Origin of the sequence: uncultured Salinisphaera sp. (assembly GCF_964012375.1) — a bacterium.
Classification (GTDB): Bacteria; Pseudomonadota; Gammaproteobacteria; order Nevskiales; family Salinisphaeraceae; genus Salinisphaera.
This window is the reverse complement of record NZ_CAXGSH010000082.1, coordinates 1-18,615: the sequence shown is the minus strand read 5'-3', so window position 1 is coordinate 18,615 and position 18,615 is coordinate 1. Positions and strand designations below refer to the sequence as shown.

The window sequence follows — 18,615 nt, the reverse complement described above, 5'->3', positions numbered from 1 at the left end:
CACTTGTCTGTCAAGCGCGCGCAAAGCACGCCGGCGCGACCGTGACAGGTTGTGCAGAGCTTGCCTAGAACGCCGCCCGCCGATAACGCCGATAGCGCGGATACCAGAAATGCCGCTCGACCCGTTCGACAATCGTTTCATCGCTGGTTGTCAGGGCCACGCCATCGGCCTGGGCCTGCTTGGCCACGGCAAAGGCGATCGACTGGCTGAGTTCGCGCACGTCCGACAGGGCCGGCAGCAGCGCGCCCTCGCCGGTCGTGCCCAGCGGCGAATTCTCGGCCAGCGCCCGAGAGGCCGCCATGAGCATGCCATCGGTCACATGGGCCGCGCCGGTCGCAATTACGCCCAGGCCGATACCGGGGAAGATATAGGCATTGTTGCATTGTGCGATCGGGCGCTTTTCGTCGCCGACGGCCACCGGGTCGAACGGGCTGCCGGTGGCGACCAGGGCCTCGCCGTGGGTCCAGTCGAGAATCTCCTCAGGCGTGGCTTCGACCTTCCATGTGGGGTTGGACAGCGGCATTACCAGCGGATTAGAGCAATGCTGGTGCATGGTCTCGATCACCCGCTGGGAAAACAGGCCGCGCTGGCCGGACACCCCTATCAGCACCGTCGGCCTGGCGTTGTCGATGACGGTAAGCAGCGGGTCAGTATCGGTGGAATCGTTCCAGTCATCGACCTTGGACTGGCGCTGGGCCAGGCGACTCTGGAAGTCGTAGAGGCCGCTCATGGCATCCGTGATCAGCCCGTCGCGGTCGACCATGTAGATTCGGGCACGGGCTTCGCTTTCCTCGAGCCCGGCATCGGTCATGGCCACCACGATCTGTTCGGCAATGCCACAGCCTGCCGAGCCCGCGCCCACGAACGCGATGGTCTGCTCTGCAATCGATTCCTGTTTGGCCTTGCAGGCCGCCAGCAGCGAGCCGACCACCACCGCGGCCGTGCCCTGAATATCGTCGTTGAAGCAGCACAGCTGGTCGCGATAGCGCTTGAGCAGCGGCATGGCGTTGGCCTGGGCGAAATCCTCGAACTGCAGCAGCACGCCGGGCCAGCGGCGTTTGATCGCCTGTACGAACAGGTCCACGAACTCGGCGTACTCGGCATCGGAAATACGTTCGTGGCGCCAGCCCATGTACATGGGGTCGTCGAGCAGATCCTGGTTGTTGGTGCCCACGTCCAGCACCACCGGCAGCGTATAGGCCGGGCTGATACCGCCACAGGCGGTATAAAGCGAAAGCTTGCCGATGGGAATGCCCATGCCGCCGATGCCCTGGTCGCCCAGGCCCAGAATACGTTCGCCGTCGGTGACCACGATCACCTTGACGTTGTCCTTGGTGGCGCTGCGGATGATGTCGTCGATGCGATGACGATCCGGGTAGCTCACGAAAATGCCGCGATGGTTGCGATAGATTTCCGAGAATTTCTCGCAGGCACGCCCGACGGTGGGCGTATAGATGATCGGCATCATCTCTTCGAGATGTTCTTCGAGCAGGCGAAAGAACATGGTCTCGTTATCGTCCTGGATGCCGCGCAGGTAGATGTGCTTGTCCAGATCGTTGGTACAGGTCTGATACTGCCGATAGGCCCGCTCGACCTGCTCTTCGATGGTCTCCACGTTCTGTGGCAGCAGGCCGATCAGGTTGAAGGCCACACGCTCGTCGGCATCGAAGGCGTTGCCCTTGTTGAGCAACGGCATTTCCAGCAGCGTCGGGCCGGCATAGGGAATATAGAGCGAACGTTTCTCGACGTCTTTGGTCATTCAATCACCTGGAATATCGGTCGGTTATCGTTACACCGCCGGGCATGGGTACCCGTGCGCCGTGGCTGCACCCGCTGCGCGTGCCAGTCGGCGGAGCAAGTTTAGCGCGCCGGCCGGCCACAGCAACGCTGCAGCGCAGCACCCCGCTGTCTCGTACGCCCGGTCGCGCCGGACTGCGTGGCCAACTACGCCGCTGCGCACGAGCCGGCCACGCACCAATCAGTCGCTCGCGCCAGTCAACTCAGCCACATCGTCTGCTTCGACCACGCTTTGCTGGCCACCCCAGCGACGGCGCAGATAGGTCGCCAATTTTGCGATTTCGGGATCGCTGAGCGCGTCGCCGAAACCGGGCATCGCCTGAACGCGTTCGTAGCCGGTGAACGCCCGTGCGTCGATCCCGTCGTGGATGATCTTGACCAGGTTGCGCGGACTATCGAGCCGCAATGCGGTATTGCTGGTCATCGCGCTCGCCACATGCGGCGCGCCTTCGCCATCGGCGCCATGACAGCCGGCACAGCTGTTGAGATAGAGCTGGCGGCCCGGGCTGTCGTCGACGGCGGTCGTCTGCGCCACGTGCGCCGCGGCCGGCGGATTCTCGCCCAGCAGATAGCGGCTCATCGCCTTCAGATCGTCCTCGTCGAGATAGCGCGTGCTGTGGTGAAAGACCGGATACATCTCACTGTACATGCTGCCTTGGCGACTGCGGCCTTCGCGCATGAACTCACGCAATGACGCATCGTCCCAGCCGCGCGCGGCAAGCGCCTCGGCTTCTAGGCTGGGCGCCTGCCAGCCCGCAATGACGGCCCCTTGCAGATGACGATCGCGCTTGAGCGCACCCAGTCGGCCGCGCGGGGTATGGCATTGCCCGCAATGACCGAGCGTATCGACCAGATAACGACCGCGCTGGTTGTCGGCAGCGCGCCGCTGGCCGGCGTCATCATCCGGAGCGTACATCCAGTTCCAGAAATTCAGCGTCCAGCGCATCGAGTACGGCCAGGCCAGATCGGTCTGCGGCGACGGTACGTGCACGCCGTCCAGGCTCATGAAATAGGCATACATCGCATCCGAATCCTCGCGCGCGATATCGTGATACGAGGTATAGGGCATGGCCGGATACAGCTGCGTGCCGTCGGGTAGTTCGCCCTGGGTGAGCACGTGATAGAAATCGTCGGCGCTGTAGTTGCCGATGCCGTATTCGTCGTCGGGCGTGATGTTGGTGCCGTAAACCTTGCCGAACGGCGTTTCGATCGCGCGCCCGCCGGCGTAGGGCGTGCCGCCTTCGGCGGTATGACAGGCCGCACAATCGGCCGCGCGGGCCAGATACTGGCCGCGCTCGATCTGTTTCGCTGTCGCCTGACTGGCGGCCCAGCCCGTGCCGGTACTCACGGCAAGCACGAGCGCCGCTAATGTCTGTCGATAGCCGGCCATGTTCAGCCCTCCACCGTGGTGCCGGGGGTAGCGAGCACCGCAGCGCGTACCGCGCGAAAATAACGCACATAGCCGGTACAACGACACAGATGCGATTCCAATGCATCGCTGATCGTCGCCTCCAGCTGCGAGCGCGGTACCGGCTCGCGTTGCAGGCGCTCGACGAGCACCGTGGCCGCGTTCACGAACCCCGGCGCACAGTAGCTGCACTGAAACGAGAAGTGATCCAGAAACTGCTGCTGAACCTCAGAGAGTTTGGCTACATCGCCGTTTTCATCGCGCGTGGCGTGGCCTTCGACGGTGCGAATGGATTTACCCTCGAAGTAATGCGCGCCGGTAATACAGGTGCGGATCTCTTCACTGCGCCCATCCTCGTGATCGACGATCACCGTGCAGGCGCGACACACGCCGATGCCGCAGCCAAACCGGGTGCCGGTGAGATTGCGATACTCGTTGAGGTAATCGAGCATCATCAACTGCTCGGGGATGTCCTCGACGGGCTGTTCGATACCGTTGACGGTGACATGCAACGGCTTGCTGACGATGGGGTCGGTAGTACTCACAGAACCTCCCGGATCCGCTCGGGCGTAATGGGCAGACGATGAAAATGATGGCCGATGGCGTGGGCGATGCCGTTGCCGATCGCGCCCACGACCGGAATCATCACTACTTCGGCAATACCCTTGGGCGGGTCGGTACGCGATAACGGCGGCAGGATATCGGCGCTCTGCTCCCACACCGCGACTTCACTGGCCCGGGGCACGTGATAACGGTTGATGTTCCAGGTGCCGTTACCCGGGCCGTCCTCGTAAAGCGGCATGTCTTCGTAAAGGGCATGACCGATGCCCATGGCGAGCCCACCCTGCAGCTGGCCGGACACCAGTTCCTCGACGATGGTATTGCCGCACTCTAAAAACGAATGATGATTGAGTAGCGACACCTCGCCGGTGCCGGTATGTACGGCAAGCTCCACGAGCGTGGCGCAGGCGCTGTAATAGGTCACCCCGGCATTGTTGCGCTGGGTGGGCGGGAAATACGGGTTCGACCGGGTCAACAGTTCGAAGCCTCGCTTGCTGGTCATCCGCGCTTTCTTCTGCTGGGAGGCACCGTCGCCGTAGCGCACCGCCAGACCGTCGAGCGGCAGATTCTCGCTGGTGCCGTCGATCCGATAATCCGCCCTCGACCATTCCCAGCGATTAAAGGCATGGGCCATGGCGCCAGTCACCCGGCCCGTGGCATGGGCACGCTCGGCCAGAAACGCCAGCGACAACGGCTCCATGCCATTGGCTGTGAGCTTGCCCTGTTCCCAGCGCGCGTCCTGTTCGCGCACGACATAGGGCGCGGCCTGGCCGCCGCCGATGCCGCGCTGCCAGTATTCGAGCGCGACCGGCCACAGGCCGTGTCTGAAGATTACACGGGCCGCTTCGATGGTCGGAAACGACAGATAATAGGACGAGTTGCTCGCACTGGAGGCCTGCTGGAGCATCGGCGTCCAGCGCGGGTCGGTCTGTGCGGCCTCCTGTTCCGACTGCGACATCACATACGGATTGCCGCTCGAGGTCATGGCCAGGTCGTCCCACTCGGTTTCGGCGGTGTGGACCGTATTCGCAGGCTGTCCAAGCCATTGGGCAACCACCGCGGCCTGGCTGGTGGAATATCCGGTACCCATTTCAGCCCCGGTATTGCGCACTTCGATCGAGCCATCGGCATTCAGGCGGACCTCCGAGAACACGCCCTCGGCGCCGTGGCCGAAATCCTTCTGGACACAGGCAAAGCCCACGCCATAGCGCTGCTCGGGATGGTCGGCCTCGAAGGCCTGCTTGCGCGCCGCGCGCTGGGTCCAGATCTCGTGTTGGCGGGCCCTGTGCAGAATCTCCTCACCGCGCAGATGCCCGGCCGGGATCGCGCCCTGGGTGTTCTTCATGCCCGACTTGAACACGTTCGCCAGGCGCAGTTCGAACGGGTCCATATCAAGATGGTCGGCGATTTCGTCGACCATCAGTTCGGTCGCGGCCATGGTCTGAATGGTGCCGTAACCGCGCATCGACCCGGCTTCGGGCATGCGCGAGAATTCGGCCGTGGCGGTGAGATCGCTGTTGGGCATGTAATAGATGCCCTGGGCGGCCGTGGCCCCCACGAACGCCACGGAATTGGAGAAATTGGCACGCCCACCGCCGTTGGCGGTCAGATTCTGCTTGAATATCTGAAACTTGCCGGTTTCGCGCTCGACCGCCAGACGATTTCGAATCGTGAACGGATGGCGCTTCATGGTGGCCTGGAACTGCTCGTAGCGATCGTTGGCCAGGCGTACCGGATGGCCATCGCCATAGAGCCCGGCGATCAAGCCGTAATACGGAAAGATGGAGTTGTCCTTCGAGCCGTAACCCACCGTATAGGTCGGGTGCAGAAACAGGCGCCCGCTGGCAAAGGTGCTGGCCGAGTGCAGCTCGGCCATGCGTTCGACCAACTCGGCCGGCGACTGGCTGCCACAGACCAGATGCATGTCCCCGGCCTCGGCATCGAACCAGCAATTGGCGTTGTCGGCTTCCATGGCGAAATGATCGATATAGGGCGTTTGATATTCCGCCTCGAACACCAGCCAATCGTCGGGCGGCATATCCAGCTGCTCGGCGAGCTGGTTGGCGTGATACATCGCGCGCTGGCTGTCCTTGCCGTTTTCCAGCGCCTGCGGCCACACCGGATGGCGCTTGCGAAAATCCGGGTAGAGCACGGTTTCCTGCAAGGCGGAGAAACGATCGGGCGCATAGGGTGTATCGCCGCCCACCCGGATATAACGAAAGGCGCCATAGGGCGGTTTTTCCGGCAGCGGCGTTTGTTCGCCGTAGACCACCACATCCTCGGCTGCGCGTACCCGCGCCTTGGCCACGGCAAAACGGGCGAAATCGTGGTAGATGCACAAGGCTACCGGATAGCCCAGATAAAGCGGCGTCTCGCCGGCGGGCAAGAAGAAGGCCGGGCCGTAGTACTCGGGCACCTGGATATTGTCGCGGGCCATGTCTTCAGCGGTGACCACGCGATCCGGTGCCAGCCCGGCCGCTTCCAGCGCGGACAGATCGATGCCCTGATAGCGGCGATCGCAGCGGGTGGCGCGAATGATGAATGCATGGGCCTGGGTATCGGGCCAGTGCGGCATGTCGCGGGCACGGATATCGCGGGCAAAGACCTTGCTGCCGGTGACCTTGGCGATCCCGTCGAGCCGGAATTTCATCCCGGTGCCGGGCCGCCAGGCCTGCGCCGTCGGCGACAGGATGTCCTGTTCGAACAACGCCGCGAAGCTCGGGCTCGCCAGGCTGGCAACATAGGTACTCACGCCCGCCACGACCGAGTGCTTGAGAAATCGACGACGGGATTGATTGAATTGGGGCATTGTTTCGTTGTTGTCTGGTTGAAACAGAGTTCGGGCGCCGCCGCCGGCTAGCCGTTGATCAGCGCGGTCGCGGCAGCGTTATGGCGTGCCACCAGCTGCGGGATATCCACGCCGAGCAGCTGCCCGCGATGGACCCGCAGTCGGCCATTGATCAGGCTCAGATCCACCCGCGGCGGTAGGCAGAAAACCAGTGCGGCCAGCGGATCGTGCACGGCGCCGCCGGCCAGCGGCAGGCTGTCGAGGCGATAACCCACGATATCCGCGGCCATGCCGACGGCGAGATGGCCGATGTCATTGCGCCCGAGCACCTCCGCGCCGCCGCGCGTGGCAAGACGCAATGCCTCGGTCGCACTCATCGCCTCCGGGCCGTTTTGCAGGCGCTGGAGCAACATCGCCTGGCGCGCCTCGCTGAGCATGTGCGAACTGTCGTTGGAAGCCGAACCGTCGACCCCGAGGCCCACGCGCGCGCCGGCGGCCTGCAGCGCCTTGACCGGGGCCACGCCCGAAGCCAGCCGCATGTTGGAACTCGGGCAATGCGCCACGCCGCATCGATGCGCGCCCAGCCGCGCGATCTCGGTTTCATGCGGATGCACCATATGCGCGAACCACACATCGTCGCCGACCCAGTCGTTGGCCTCGGCATATTCAACCGGCGTCTGGCCGAACAGCTCGCGGCAGTAGTGTTCCTCGTCCAGGGTTTCGGCCAGATGGGTATGCAGATGCACGCCATAATGCCGCGCCATCTTTGCCGTTTCGCGCATGAGATCGGTCGACACCGAAAACGGCGAGCAGGGCGCGAGCACGATACGGGTCATCGCCCCGGCGCGATCGTCGTGATAGGTCTCGATCACGCGCTGCGAATCCGAGAGGATGAACTCCTCGGCCTCGACGGCATGATCGGGCGGCAGCCCACCGCGCGACTGCCCGACCGACATCGAGCCGCGGGCGGCATGAAAACGAAAGCCCATCTCCCGGGCGGCATGAATCTGGTCGTCGACGCGGGCATCGTTGGGCCAGATATAGGTATGGTCGGCCGCGGTCGTACAGCCGGAAAGCATCAGCTCGGCGATGGCGATACGCGTGCTTACGTCGATCGAGCCGGCGTCCATACGCGCCCAGATCGGATAGTGGGCGACCAGCCAGTTGAACAGGTTGCTGTTCTGCCCGGCCGGCAGGTTGCGCGTGAGCGTCTGATAAAAATGATGATGGGTATTGACCAGCCCCGGGATCAGAATATGACCGCTGGCATCGATCGTCTCGTCGGCATGGCCGGTTATTTCATCAGCGGTGCCGATCGCATCGATTCGCCCGTCGACGATGCGGATACTGGCATCGCGATGCAGGGTGTCGTGGTCGTCCATGGTGGCGATGAACGCCGCATTGCGTAGCACGGTAGTGGCCATTCGGTCGGCTCCTTGATTCGGGCGGGCGGGCTGGATTCAGCTGCCGCGATAGGTGCTGTAGCCGTATGGCGAAACCAGCAGCGGTACGTGGTAATGCGAATCGGCATCGGCAACGCCGAACCGGATCACCACGTCGTCGATGAAGGCGGGCTCGTCGAGCGTTTCCCGCCGGCCGGCGAAATAGGCGCCCACCGAAAACACGAGTTCGTAGCGGCCCACGGCAAATGCGGCATCGGCTACCAGCGGTTCGTCACAGCGTCCGTCGCTATTGGTAGTGGTCCGGGTGATCGTATGCGCGCCCTCGGCATCAATACGCCGGACCACGATATCGATCCCCGCGCCCGGACAGCCGTTGGCCGTATCGAGTACGTGTGTCGTGAGATAGCCCATCATCTTCCTCTAGTCGTTGATACCGGCGCGTTCGCGCCCGGTGTTCAATCCCGGCCGGTGGCCGGCTCGTGCTGGCGGGCGGCGGCGTCTTCGAGCGCTGCGCGCGCGGCCGTATCGTCTTCTTCTGCGACTGCTTCCGGACCGTTGAGCAACAGGTTGGTCACCACGGCGGCGACCGTGGTCAGCAGAATGCCGCTATGGACGATCGGCCCGGTCCAGTCGGGAAACACGGCAAAGAAACCCGGCGCGGCCAGCGGAATCATGCCGAAGCCGATCGATACCGCAAACACGAGCTGATTGCTGCGCTGAGCCATATCCGCCTTGGTGATGATATTGATACCGGCCGCCGCGACCATGCCGAACATCACCAGCCCTGCCCCGCCGAGCACCGGCTTGGGAATGGAGGCGACCACGAATGCCGCCTGCGGAAACAGGCTCAACAGGATCAGCACGGCACCCGATACCACGGTGACGAACCGGCTGGTCACGCCAGTCATGCCGACCAGACCGACGTTCTGGGAAAACGAGGTATGCGGAAAGCCGTTCAGAAAACCGGCGATCGTGGTCGCGATACCGTCGCCATAGAGGCCACGGTTGAGCAGCCCGCGATCCACCGGCTTTCCCACCATTTCGCCCAGGGCCAGACACATGCCGGTGGATTCCACCAGCGTGACCACCATGATGATGCACATGGCGATGATCCCGGACAGCGGAAACTCGAGCATGCCGAAATGCAGCGGCGTGATGATGCCCACCACCGGCTGCGACCCAAGCCCGTCGAGGCTGACCACGCCGAGCGGCAGCGCGACGATATAGCCAACTAAAAGCCCCAGCAAGACCGAGATATTGACCCAGATTCCGCGCCCGAGCCGGTTGATCGTCAGAATACAGGCGAGCACGAATACCGCGAGGCCCACATTGACCGGCGCGCCGAAATCCTCGGCGCCAACGCCGCCCGCGGCCCAGTTGATGCCCACCGGCATCAGCGAAATGCCGATCGAGGCGATCACCGTGCCCGTGACCAGCGGCGGAAAGAACTTGAGTAAGCGGGTAAAGAACGGCACCAGCAACATGCCGAAAATACCGGACACGACCGTGGCCCCGAAAATACCCGCGATGCTCACTTGGCCGCTGGTCGCCATGGCCACCATCGGCCCGACCGTAACGAAGCTCGACCCCATCACGATCGGCATACGGATACCGAAGACCCAGATGCCCAACGACTGAATCAGCGTGCCGATTCCGCAGCACAACAGGTCGGCCATGATCAGATACGAGATATCCGCGCGCGACAGCTCGAGCGCGCCGCCCACAATTAGTGCGACGGCGATCGTGCCGGCATACATGACCAACACGTGCTGGATCCCCATGGGCACGAGCTGGACGAACGGCGGTCGGCGGTCGGCCGCACACAACTCGGCATCACTGGCCGTGTTCGGCACGTCTGACATCGAATCCCCTCCTGGCGGGCCGTACGCGCAGATAATCCGCGCCGGCTTTATTTTTTGTATCGAATGCCCGCACTGGCGCACAGCGCGCAACGTTGCGCGGGCTGGCTGCGCGCACGTTCGAATGCTGCGGACACGCGTGCGCGCCGTGAAGACAGACCGGGAGGGCGCAGGGCTGGAAGCCCACCCGCCGGTTCATACGCCACAGCACGCGCGCGACGCGGCGGGCATACGCTTTGCTCATGCGATGGGACGTGTCGACGGAATCGAATAGCGTGCTGTCCTCCCCATATTGAATACAATTTCTATCGATACGTGGAACATTAGTCAAATCAGGATTCGATACAATCAGCCCCGAATATTGCATTTAGTCGGAGCGATGCGTGGCTTTGCGCATTGATTCGATCAACCAACGATCGTGCCAATCTGGAGACAGCGGATGACCGATACCGTCCCACTACGCCCTGCAGCCATGAACGAACACGAATTCGTGGACTGCTTCGGCGATGTCTACGAACACTCGCCATGGGTCGCACGCGCGGTCTGGCACAGCGCGGATCACGCTGTCCTCACCCAGGCCGAACGCCTGGCAGCGGCGATGCGACAGGTCGTCGAACAGGCCGACGAAACGCAGCAGACAACACTTATTCGCGCGCATCCGGATCTGGGCGGCAAGCTCGCCGTCGCCGGCGGGCTGAGCGCGGCCTCGGCACGCGAACAGGCGGGGGCGGGTCTCGATGGCTGCACGCCCGAGCAATACGAACGCCTGCAGGCGCTCAACGACGCCTATACCCGCAAGTTCGGTTTCCCGTTCGTTGTCGCGGTCAAAGGCCTGACGCGCGAGGATATTCTTGCGGCCATGCAGGCACGGCTGGATAACGACGGCGCCAGCGAACGCCGCCGCGCGCTCGACGAAATTCACCAAATCGCGCGTTTTCGCCTGGCGGCCCGGCTCGATCAAAAAATGGCCGGGACCTAGCCGGGACTCAATCGCCGCCGTCGGCGAATATCGCGCGCAGATCGATATCGCGGTCGCGGCGCTCCAGGCCAAGACGCTGCTCGCAATCGACCAGGTGATCGACCATGGTGCGCACGCCGTGCGCGATATCGCCGCCGATCATCGCATCGAGCAGGGTCTGGTGCTCATCGTAGGTACACACGGTGCGCTGCATCGGCTCGTAGAGGCCGATGATCAAAGATGTGCGCCCGATCAATTCCTTGAGAAACGCCTTGAGCACCTGATTGCCCGCGATCTCGGCGATTTCCAGATGAAAGGCCCCGGAATAACGGATCCAGTGCCGACGGCTACGTTCCTGATGTGCGGCATGGTCCTTGAACACGAGACGTTCCAGCCGTGCGCGGCCATCGTCGGTCATGCGTTGCATCGCCGCTTCCACGCTCGCGGCCTCGACAATCCGACGCGACTCGAACACATCACGGGCCTCTTCGACCGTGGGGCTTGCAACCATCGCACCGCGATTGGGCCGGATGTCGACCAGCTTTTCACTCGCCAGACGAAACAAGGCCTTGCGCACCACGGTCCGGCTCACCGAGAAGATATCGCCGAGACTGTCCTCGGGGAGCTTGGTAGCCGAGGGCAGGCGCTGCTCGAATATCGCGTTCGCGATCGCGCGATAGATATCCTGATCCGTACGCCGGCCCGAGGGGCTGGCGATCTCCTGGGCATCGAGCAGCGGGTTCTGCGAGTCGCTGACCTCGGGCATCGCGATCGTTCCTTGCGGCTGGGTCTCGGCAGGCCGAGCACACGGATTGAAAATGGGCGCTTTGCTGACGACCATCAATACCGGCAGATGTTCGTATCCACCGGGCGACGATCGCCGCGCCCATCATACGCGGGACGCCGCCACGCGCGGCAGGCCGCGGCCGATAGCGACACCGTGGGGAGCCACAACGCGAATGGGTCGGTCAGCCTGTGATCCTGTCCCTGTGATGCCAGCGTACGACTTGCGTTCAATGCCCACCCTATCCGCCCGCGACCCCTAGGCCTACCCGCTGTGGCCGAAGCCTGCAGTGACATTCGTGCCGGTCGCGATGGCGGTCTCGGCGCGGGCCGCCCCATCGCGACAGCTCTATCGCCAAATCCCATTTTGTATACAAAAAACAGGTACGGTTGTACTCTGCTTTTACCTTCGTTGTGTCGACCACCCTCGACCGATCGACCATGCACACTGGCGCATTACAGGCGTTGGCCAAGGGCCACGCCATCCGTCCAGAGGATATGAATGCAGGCTTTTCTGATTGAATTCGGCAACATGTTGCTGCGCTGGCTGCATGTGATCGCGGCCATCGCCTGGATCGGCGAATCCTTCTATTTCGTGATGCTCGACAACGGCCTGAAAAAGCCGGCCGAAGCCGAAGACGCCCGGCGCGGCGTCGCCGGCGAAATGTGGGCCGTGCACGGCGGCGGCTTCTACCACAACCAGAAATATGCGAGCGCGCCGGCCAAACTGCCCGACGACCTGCACTGGTCGTATCTCAAGGCCTATACGACCTGGTTGTCCGGTTTCGCCCTGTTCGCCCTGCTCTATCTCACCCGACCGGAGATCTATCTGGTCGATCCACAGAGCGCCTGGACCTGGGCCGCGGCCATGACCGGCTGGCAAGCGAATATCGCCGCGCTCGTCTTCCTCGCGCTGGGCTGGCTGGTCTATAACGAACTGTGCAAACGCATCAGCCCCACCATGCAGCGCGACGGCGTGCTCGGTGTGGCCGTGGCGCTGATGATGGTGGCCGTGGCTTATCTGGCCACGCATATATTTGCCGGGCGGGCCGCATTCGTGCTGGTGGGCGCGGTGATGGCCACCGCTATGGCGGCCAACGTCTATTTCTGGATCATACCCGGGCAACGCCGCATGGTCGCCGCCATGACGCGCGGGCAAGCTCCGGATCCGCTGGATGGCAAGCGCGGCAAACAGCGCTCGGTCCACAACACCTATTTCACCCTGCCCGTGGTGTTGCTGATGCTCAGCAACCACTATGCATTCCTGTATACCGACCCCTACGCCTGGGTCGTGATCGCGCTGTTCATCGTGGCCGGCGCACTGATCCGACAGTTTTTCGTGTCCATGCACGCCGGCCACATCCGGCCGGTGTTCGCGATTGTCGGCGCCCTGTTCATTGTCGCCGCCTTCGCGTTGACCGCACCGATCTCATCGCTTTCATCAGCCCCGGCCGGTACGGACCGGGCGGCCCGTAGCGATACCGGCGACGCCACCGCCTTCGCCCGCGTGCACGACATCATCCAACAGCGCTGCAGCGAGTGCCACGCCGAAAACCCGAGCAGCGAGAGCTTCAGCGCGGCGCCGGCCGGCATCATGCTCGATAGCGACGCGCGCATCCGGGCGCATCGAGCCCAGATCAAACAGGCAGTGGCCAGCGGCTACATGCCGCTGGGCAATATCACCGGCATCACCGGCGAAGAACGCCAGGCGATCGCGAACTGGCGCGAGGATGGTTCCTAGGGTCTGACGGCCTACTGGCCCGCAGTTTTCTAGATCGGCGGCCGGGCATACTGCGCAAACGAGCCATGCCGGGCTTTGAAACGCGCGAACTCGCGGTCGGCCTGCTGACGGCGCGCCGCGGCATCCGTTCCGAGTTTTCGGTCGACCTGCTTGACCGGCGTTACGAACAGCATGACGACAACTCCTTTGGCATAGCCGGCAATACCGGCCTGATCGATGCTGCGCACGATAATTATGGCCACGCACATCATCATCCGGTTTATCGGCATATCGCCTGTGCCGGGCAGGCATAAACCAGGCAAGGCGTATGGACAAGACCACGGAAATGACGATCTTCGTGCGGGCGGTGGAAGCCGGCGGTTTTTCCGCGGCCGCGCGTCAGCTTGCCCAGACTCCGTCGGCGGTGAGCAAACAGATCCGTCGGTTGGAAGAACGGCTGCATACCCGGCTGTTTCATCGGACGACGCGCCACATCCATCTGACCGAAGCCGGACAGCATTATTACAAGCGATGCACCGAGATTCTGCGTGCGATCGAAGAGGCCGAAAACGCGGCGAGCGCGATGAGCACCGAACCCTGGGGCAGGCTTCGTGTCGCCGCCACCGTCTCCTTCGGTCGGGTAGAAGTCCTGCCGTTGATCAATGAGTTCATGACGCGTTACCCGCAGATCGATATCGAGTTCGAACTCACCGATCGCCATGTCGATCTCATCCAGGATGGCTTCGACGTGGCCATTCAGTGGCGCGAACAGGTCGACGATCCGGATGTCGTCGCCCGTCGTCTGTGTATCAACCGCCGCATCATCTGTGCCGCACCGGCCTATCTCGAACGAAACGGCATCCCGCGCACCCCCGAAGATCTCATGGCACACAACTGTCTGACGTTATCGACACTCGACGAATTCAACGACTGGGCCTTCACGGACGCCATACACGGCGCGCGCGTGCTGCGCGTCCACGGTAGTTTTCGTGCCAACACCGCCGATGCCCTACATGAGGCCGTGCGCTCGGGCGTTGGTCTGGCCAGACTTTCGCACTGGCTCGTGGCCCCGGATATCGCGGCCGCGCGGCTCACGCCGGTACTGCCGGAGTACCCACACGACGACTCGGCTTTTTTCGTGCTCTATGCCCATCGGCGCTATCTGTCGCGCAAGGTGCGTGCATTCGTCGATTTCCTGATCGAGAAATTCACCTCGATTGCGCCCTGGGAACAAACCACGCCAACGCACTCGGCATCCTCTACGCCATGATATAAAACGGCCTCGTTCGCCACGGAGTTCGCCATGCCCGTCACCCTGTCCGTTCAAGACCTGGTCGCACGCGCACAAGAGCGTGTTAACACGCTCTCGCCTGATGCGGTGGACCAACGCCGCGTCAACCCGGGTGTGCTGCTCGTCGATGTACGCGACGTGCGCGAACGCAAACGCGATGGCCATATCCCCGGCTCATTGCACGTGCCGCGCGGCATGCTGGAATTCTGGGTCGACCCGGAAAGCCCCTATCACAAGCCCGAACTGGCCCAGGCACAGGCGTTGATCCTTTACTGCAACAAGGGCTGGCGATCGGCGCTCGCGGCGGCCACGCTGCAGGATATGGGGCTGGGTGATGTCGCCCATATGGACGGCGGCTTCGATCGCTGGGCCGAGCAACAGCGCGAAATCGAGCGTGACTGAACGCGGGCCCCGGCACGTCCGGCCCGAGGACGCCGGGCCGCCATCGTTACAGCCGTCCGTCGGCTACGCTGGCCAGGGAGCAGACAGCGCGTGTCGCTAGCGGCGCTCTTCACGCTGTGTGTTCTGGTCGCAGCGTTCTGTGCGCTTGCGCTCACGTCGATTGCGGTCGATGCCGTACTGGTGGGCGCGTTGATCGCCCTGCTGCTCAGCGGCGTGATCGATGCCCAGTCTGCGTTCGCGGGCTTTGCCAATCCGGGGGTCATCACGGTGGCCGCACTCTATGTAGTCGTCGCCGGCCTACGCGATACCGGCGCAACCCAGATGCTGGCGGCCCGCGTGCTGGGCAAACCGCGTTCGATCGCCCATGCCCAGGCCCAGTTGATCGTGCCGACCGCGATTCTCAGCGCGTTCCTGAACAACACGCCGGTGGTGGCCGCGCTTATTCCGGCGGTGTCCGACTGGTGTCGCAAACACCGGCTGTCCGTATCGCAGCTGCTCATGCCGCTGAGTTTTGCCACCATTCTCGGCGGGACCTGTACGCTCATCGGCACCAGCACCAACCTGCTGATTAACAGCCTGCTGGTACAACAGGGCCTGGGCGACGGCCTGGGCATGTTCGATCTCGCCTGGGTCGGCGTGCCGATCACCGTGATGGGCGGCTTGCTCATGATCGGCGCCAGCCGCTGGCTGCTGCCCGACCGCACGCCGGCTCTGGACCGTATGCACAACCCGCGCGAATACAGCGTGGAGATGATGGTCGCGGCTGGCGGTGCACTGGAAGGCCAGACCATAGAAGAAGCGGGTTTGCGCCAGCTGCCCGGCATGTATCTGGCCGAAATCGAGCGCGATGGCCACCTGCTGCCGGCGGTGTCGCCGCGCGAGCCGCTGCAGGGCGAAGATCGGCTGGTGTTCGTCGGCATCGTGGATTCGGTCGTGCATTTGCACAAGACCCGCGGGCTGGTGCCGGCCACCGAACAGATCTTCAAGCTGGATACGCCGCGGCGTGCCCGGGTGCTGGTCGAAGCGGTGGTGTCGCACAGCTGTCCGCTGGTGGGTCAGACCATTCGCGAAGGCGGTTTTCGTGGTCGCTACCATGCCGTGGTTCTCGCCGTGGCACGCGACGGCGCCCGTATCCGGCGCAAGATCGGCGATATCACCCTTCGGCCCGGCGATACCCTGCTGCTGGAAACACGGCCCTCCTTCGCGACCCAGCAGCGTCATTCGCGTGACTTCTTTCTGGTGAGCGCGATCGAAGACTCGCAGCCGCCCCAGCACCAGCGCGCCTATGCCGCGATTGCCATCATCGCCCTGCTGGTGACCTCGGTGGCGATCGGCCTGCTCGACATCCTCGACGCCGCACTGGCCAGCGCCGCTCTGATGGTCTTGAGCGGCTGCTGTTCGCTGCCCTCGGTGCGCAAGACTCTCGACTGGTCGCTGCTGGTGGCCATCGGGGCCGCGATCGGCATCGGCTCCGCGGTCGAGCAGACCGGTCTGGCCGAGACAATCGCCGGCGCCTTCATTAGCCTTGCCGGCGACTCCAGCCACGCCGCACTCACCGGCCTGTTCGTGAGCACGGTGCTGATATCGTCAATCGTGACCAACAACGCCGCCGCTGTAATCATGTTCCCGATAGCGGTCACGCTGGCCCACGGGGCATCCCAATCGGCGATGCCCTATGCCGTGGTCGTAGCCATTGCAGCTTCAGCCAGCTTTCTGACCCCTATCGGCTACCAGACCAACCTCATGGTCTACGGTCCCGGCGGCTATCGGTTCACCGATTTCCTGCGCCTGGGCGCGCCGCTGACGCTACTCGTGGGTGCCGTCACCATCGCCCTGGTGCCCTGGATCTGGCCACTGGCCGGCTGAGCCTCGGCTGGCTGTAGCGCCGCGCGTGGCGTTTTGCACACCGGCTTTTGACAACACTGTGGATAATCCGTTGGTGCAGTCGCGAACGCCTTGCAGCACGGGCGTTAGAACCGTATTGCTCAATAATTGACCAGTCGACACCGATACAGTTGCGATTGCCTGGTAATGCGTCGATGGACCCAGCCAACACCTTCCGATCCACGGCGCAGCAAAGACCTCGTGGCCGGCCCATACTTTACCCACAAAAGCCCGGGACAACCCTGTGGAAAAGATGCGCGCAGAGCGCGCGATCGCCCGTGGCAGCTCGCTTCTGCGGCTTGCGATCAATTTTCGATCAGGCCCGTTCACGCGCCGTCATGCACACCGCGCATTGCACGCGCTAGCTTTGATATGCATTCATGGGCTTTCATCACACAAACGGAATCCGTTCATGCCCTATCTGCAACTCGATGTGCCTAGCGCCTATCCCCAGGAAACCAAGCGCACCCTGGCCCGGCGGCTCGGCGAAACCTATGCCGAGCGCATGCACACAACGCCACGGCGTGTGAGCGTGGGTTTTCGCGAGCTCACCGATGGCAGCCTCTGGCGATGCGGCGAGGGCGAGCCGGAGCCTGGCGTGGTAATGATGTGCGATATACGTCGCGGTCGTCCGACGGAATGGCGGGAGCAGCTGGCGGTCGCCCTGCTCGACCTGTGCGTGGAACACCTCGAGGTGCCGCGCGAGCGTATCGCTATCGAGTTCACCCAGCATGCCGGCGACGAAATGTTTCGTGACGACGAAGGCTGGGCACGCGACTGGAGCGAATCGGAAGCCGAATCGGACGCCTAGGCCCGTTCTATAGCCCCATCCTGCGACGATCACCGGTGTTCACAATCGGGCTGGACAAACCTGTGGACAACCCGTAGCCAGAACGCGAAAAGCCTTGTCGGGCAAGCATTAGCAGCCCTCTGCGCAATTATTGACCAACGGCGGCAGGCCTTGACGGGCATAGGTTTTGACGATCCACGCACTGCTTAATTATTGGCCAGGGTTTGTACACACAGCCTCTGGATAACACTGTGGACAAACCGCGCATAGTCGACGCAAACGCCGGTCGTCACAGTGCTGTCACACCGGCGGCTAATTTATGCGCAGAAACGAACCGCCCGCCCTCGATTCGCGCGACCGAGCGCAGCGGCTCTTGCTGTCGTGCACCCGCCCGAATACGGCAGCGGATATACGCCGCTCAGGCGACGAAGGGTTCATCGACCCGGCACGAACAAGCCTTCATGCCAAAAAAATAGCCCGTGGCTTATTCAGCCACGGGCTATTTGCTCTCCAAGCGCCTCGCTAGGTGTCCCCTGGCGCGTCGCCCGTTTCCTCGGGCGCGGCGTCATCGCCCTTGCGACGCTGTTTACGCTGCGAATCGTCGGGGTGATCTTCCACACCCGCATCGATAATGCGCAGATTGGCGGGCGGTGCCTTGCCGTCCCGATCCTCGCCAAAGTAAAGCGTCTGGTGCGGGAACGGAATCTCGATACCGGCACGGTCGAAGTGCATCTTGACCAGGCGATTGAAGGCACGCCCCACGCCCCACTGGGTGCCGGGCTTGGTCTTGATCATGATACGGATATTGACCGAGCTGTCGGCCAGCGCCGTGACCCCGGGGACGGTCATGTCCTCGAGGATATTGCCGCTGACGTTCTCGTCGGCCTTGAGTTCTTCGAACGCCTCGCGCAGGTGGTACACGGCGTTGTCGATATCCTCGCGATAGCCGATGCCGTACTCGGTACGGAAGT

15 protein-coding genes and 1 pseudogene are annotated in these 18,615 nt (G+C 63.1%); 6 read left to right on the top strand and 10 right to left on the bottom strand.

Translation table 11 applies throughout. The features are described 5' to 3' along the window. Positions 1 to 64: 64 nt before the first annotated feature. The 7 genes from ABNU97_RS13735 to ABNU97_RS13705 all read right to left on the bottom strand — a co-directional run bounded on the left by ABNU97_RS13735 (position 65) and on the right by ABNU97_RS13705 (position 9,819). Positions 65 to 1,759, bottom strand: a complete 1,695-nt coding sequence (locus ABNU97_RS13735) for an NAD-dependent malic enzyme (RefSeq protein ID WP_348767259.1) — start codon at positions 1,757 to 1,759, stop codon at positions 65 to 67. Positions 1,760 to 1,978: 219 nt separating this feature from the next. Then, positions 1,979 to 3,187 carry a c-type cytochrome gene (locus ABNU97_RS13730; RefSeq protein WP_348767258.1) on the bottom strand — a complete coding sequence of 403 codons (1,209 nt, stop codon included), beginning with the start codon at positions 3,185 to 3,187 and terminating at the stop codon, positions 1,979 to 1,981. Positions 3,188 to 3,189: 2 nt separating this feature from the next. After that, a complete protein-coding gene (locus ABNU97_RS13725; protein WP_348767260.1) occupies positions 3,190 to 3,732 on the bottom strand; it encodes a (2Fe-2S)-binding protein in 543 nt (180 codons plus the stop codon). Positions 3,733 to 3,746: 14 nt separating this feature from the next. Beyond that, on the bottom strand, positions 3,747 to 6,575 hold the full coding sequence (locus ABNU97_RS13720; RefSeq protein ID WP_348767257.1) for a molybdopterin cofactor-binding domain-containing protein: 2,829 nt from the start codon (positions 6,573 to 6,575) through the stop codon (positions 3,747 to 3,749). 47 nt (positions 6,576 to 6,622) lie between these two features. Beyond that, positions 6,623 to 7,978 carry an 8-oxoguanine deaminase gene (locus tag ABNU97_RS13715; protein ID WP_348767256.1) on the bottom strand — a complete coding sequence of 452 codons (1,356 nt, stop codon included), beginning with the start codon at positions 7,976 to 7,978 and terminating at the stop codon, positions 6,623 to 6,625. 36 nt (positions 7,979 to 8,014) lie between these two features. Beyond that, entirely contained in the window at positions 8,015 to 8,368 is a 354-nt protein-coding gene (gene uraH, locus ABNU97_RS13710) for a hydroxyisourate hydrolase (RefSeq protein ID WP_348767255.1), read from the bottom strand. A gap of 44 nt (positions 8,369 to 8,412) precedes the next feature. Next, positions 8,413 to 9,819, bottom strand: a complete 1,407-nt coding sequence (locus ABNU97_RS13705; RefSeq protein ID WP_348767254.1) for a nucleobase:cation symporter-2 family protein — start codon at positions 9,817 to 9,819, stop codon at positions 8,413 to 8,415. Positions 9,820 to 10,288: 469 nt separating this feature from the next. Here ABNU97_RS13705 and uraD point away from each other — a divergent pair, with 469 nt between their 5' ends. Then, entirely contained in the window at positions 10,289 to 10,795 is a 507-nt protein-coding gene (gene uraD / locus ABNU97_RS13700; protein ID WP_348767253.1) for a 2-oxo-4-hydroxy-4-carboxy-5-ureidoimidazoline decarboxylase, read from the top strand. 7 nt (positions 10,796 to 10,802) lie between these two features. Here uraD and ABNU97_RS13695 read toward each other — a convergent pair whose 3' ends face one another. Beyond that, a complete protein-coding gene (locus ABNU97_RS13695; RefSeq protein ID WP_348767252.1) occupies positions 10,803 to 11,540 on the bottom strand; it encodes a GntR family transcriptional regulator in 738 nt (245 codons plus the stop codon). Between the two features lie 519 nt (positions 11,541 to 12,059). Here ABNU97_RS13695 and ABNU97_RS13690 point away from each other — a divergent pair. After that, positions 12,060 to 13,298: a urate hydroxylase PuuD gene (locus ABNU97_RS13690; RefSeq protein ID WP_348767251.1), complete on the top strand. Its 1,239-nt coding sequence runs from the start codon at positions 12,060 to 12,062 to the stop codon at positions 13,296 to 13,298. Positions 13,299 to 13,327: 29 nt separating this feature from the next. Here ABNU97_RS13690 and ABNU97_RS13685 read toward each other — a convergent pair whose 3' ends face one another. Then, positions 13,328 to 13,540, bottom strand: coding sequence for a hypothetical protein (locus ABNU97_RS13685; RefSeq protein WP_348767250.1), 213 nt, complete (start codon positions 13,538 to 13,540; stop codon positions 13,328 to 13,330). 65 nt (positions 13,541 to 13,605) lie between these two features. Between ABNU97_RS13685 and ABNU97_RS13680 the strand changes: the two genes are divergently transcribed. From ABNU97_RS13680 to ABNU97_RS13665, 4 genes are all read left to right on the top strand, one after another. Continuing rightward, entirely contained in the window at positions 13,606 to 14,547 is a 942-nt protein-coding gene (locus tag ABNU97_RS13680) for a LysR family transcriptional regulator (protein WP_348767249.1), read from the top strand. 33 nt (positions 14,548 to 14,580) lie between these two features. Next, a complete protein-coding gene (locus ABNU97_RS13675; protein ID WP_348767248.1) occupies positions 14,581 to 14,970 on the top strand; it encodes a rhodanese-like domain-containing protein in 390 nt (129 codons plus the stop codon). A 90-nt stretch (positions 14,971 to 15,060) separates the two neighbouring features. Beyond that, positions 15,061 to 16,836 carry an SLC13 family permease gene (locus ABNU97_RS13670; RefSeq protein ID WP_348767247.1) on the top strand — a complete coding sequence of 592 codons (1,776 nt, stop codon included), beginning with the start codon at positions 15,061 to 15,063 and terminating at the stop codon, positions 16,834 to 16,836. Positions 16,837 to 17,266: 430 nt separating this feature from the next. Beyond that, the gene (locus tag ABNU97_RS13665) at positions 17,267 to 17,665 is read left to right on the top strand and encodes a hypothetical protein (protein WP_348767246.1); all 399 of its coding nucleotides are present in this window, start codon (positions 17,267 to 17,269) and stop codon (positions 17,663 to 17,665) included. Positions 17,666 to 18,166: 501 nt separating this feature from the next. Here the strand turns inward: ABNU97_RS13665 and ABNU97_RS13660 are convergent. Further along, positions 18,167 to 18,615, bottom strand: a pseudogene (locus ABNU97_RS13660) (mechanosensitive channel protein); the annotation flags it as partial.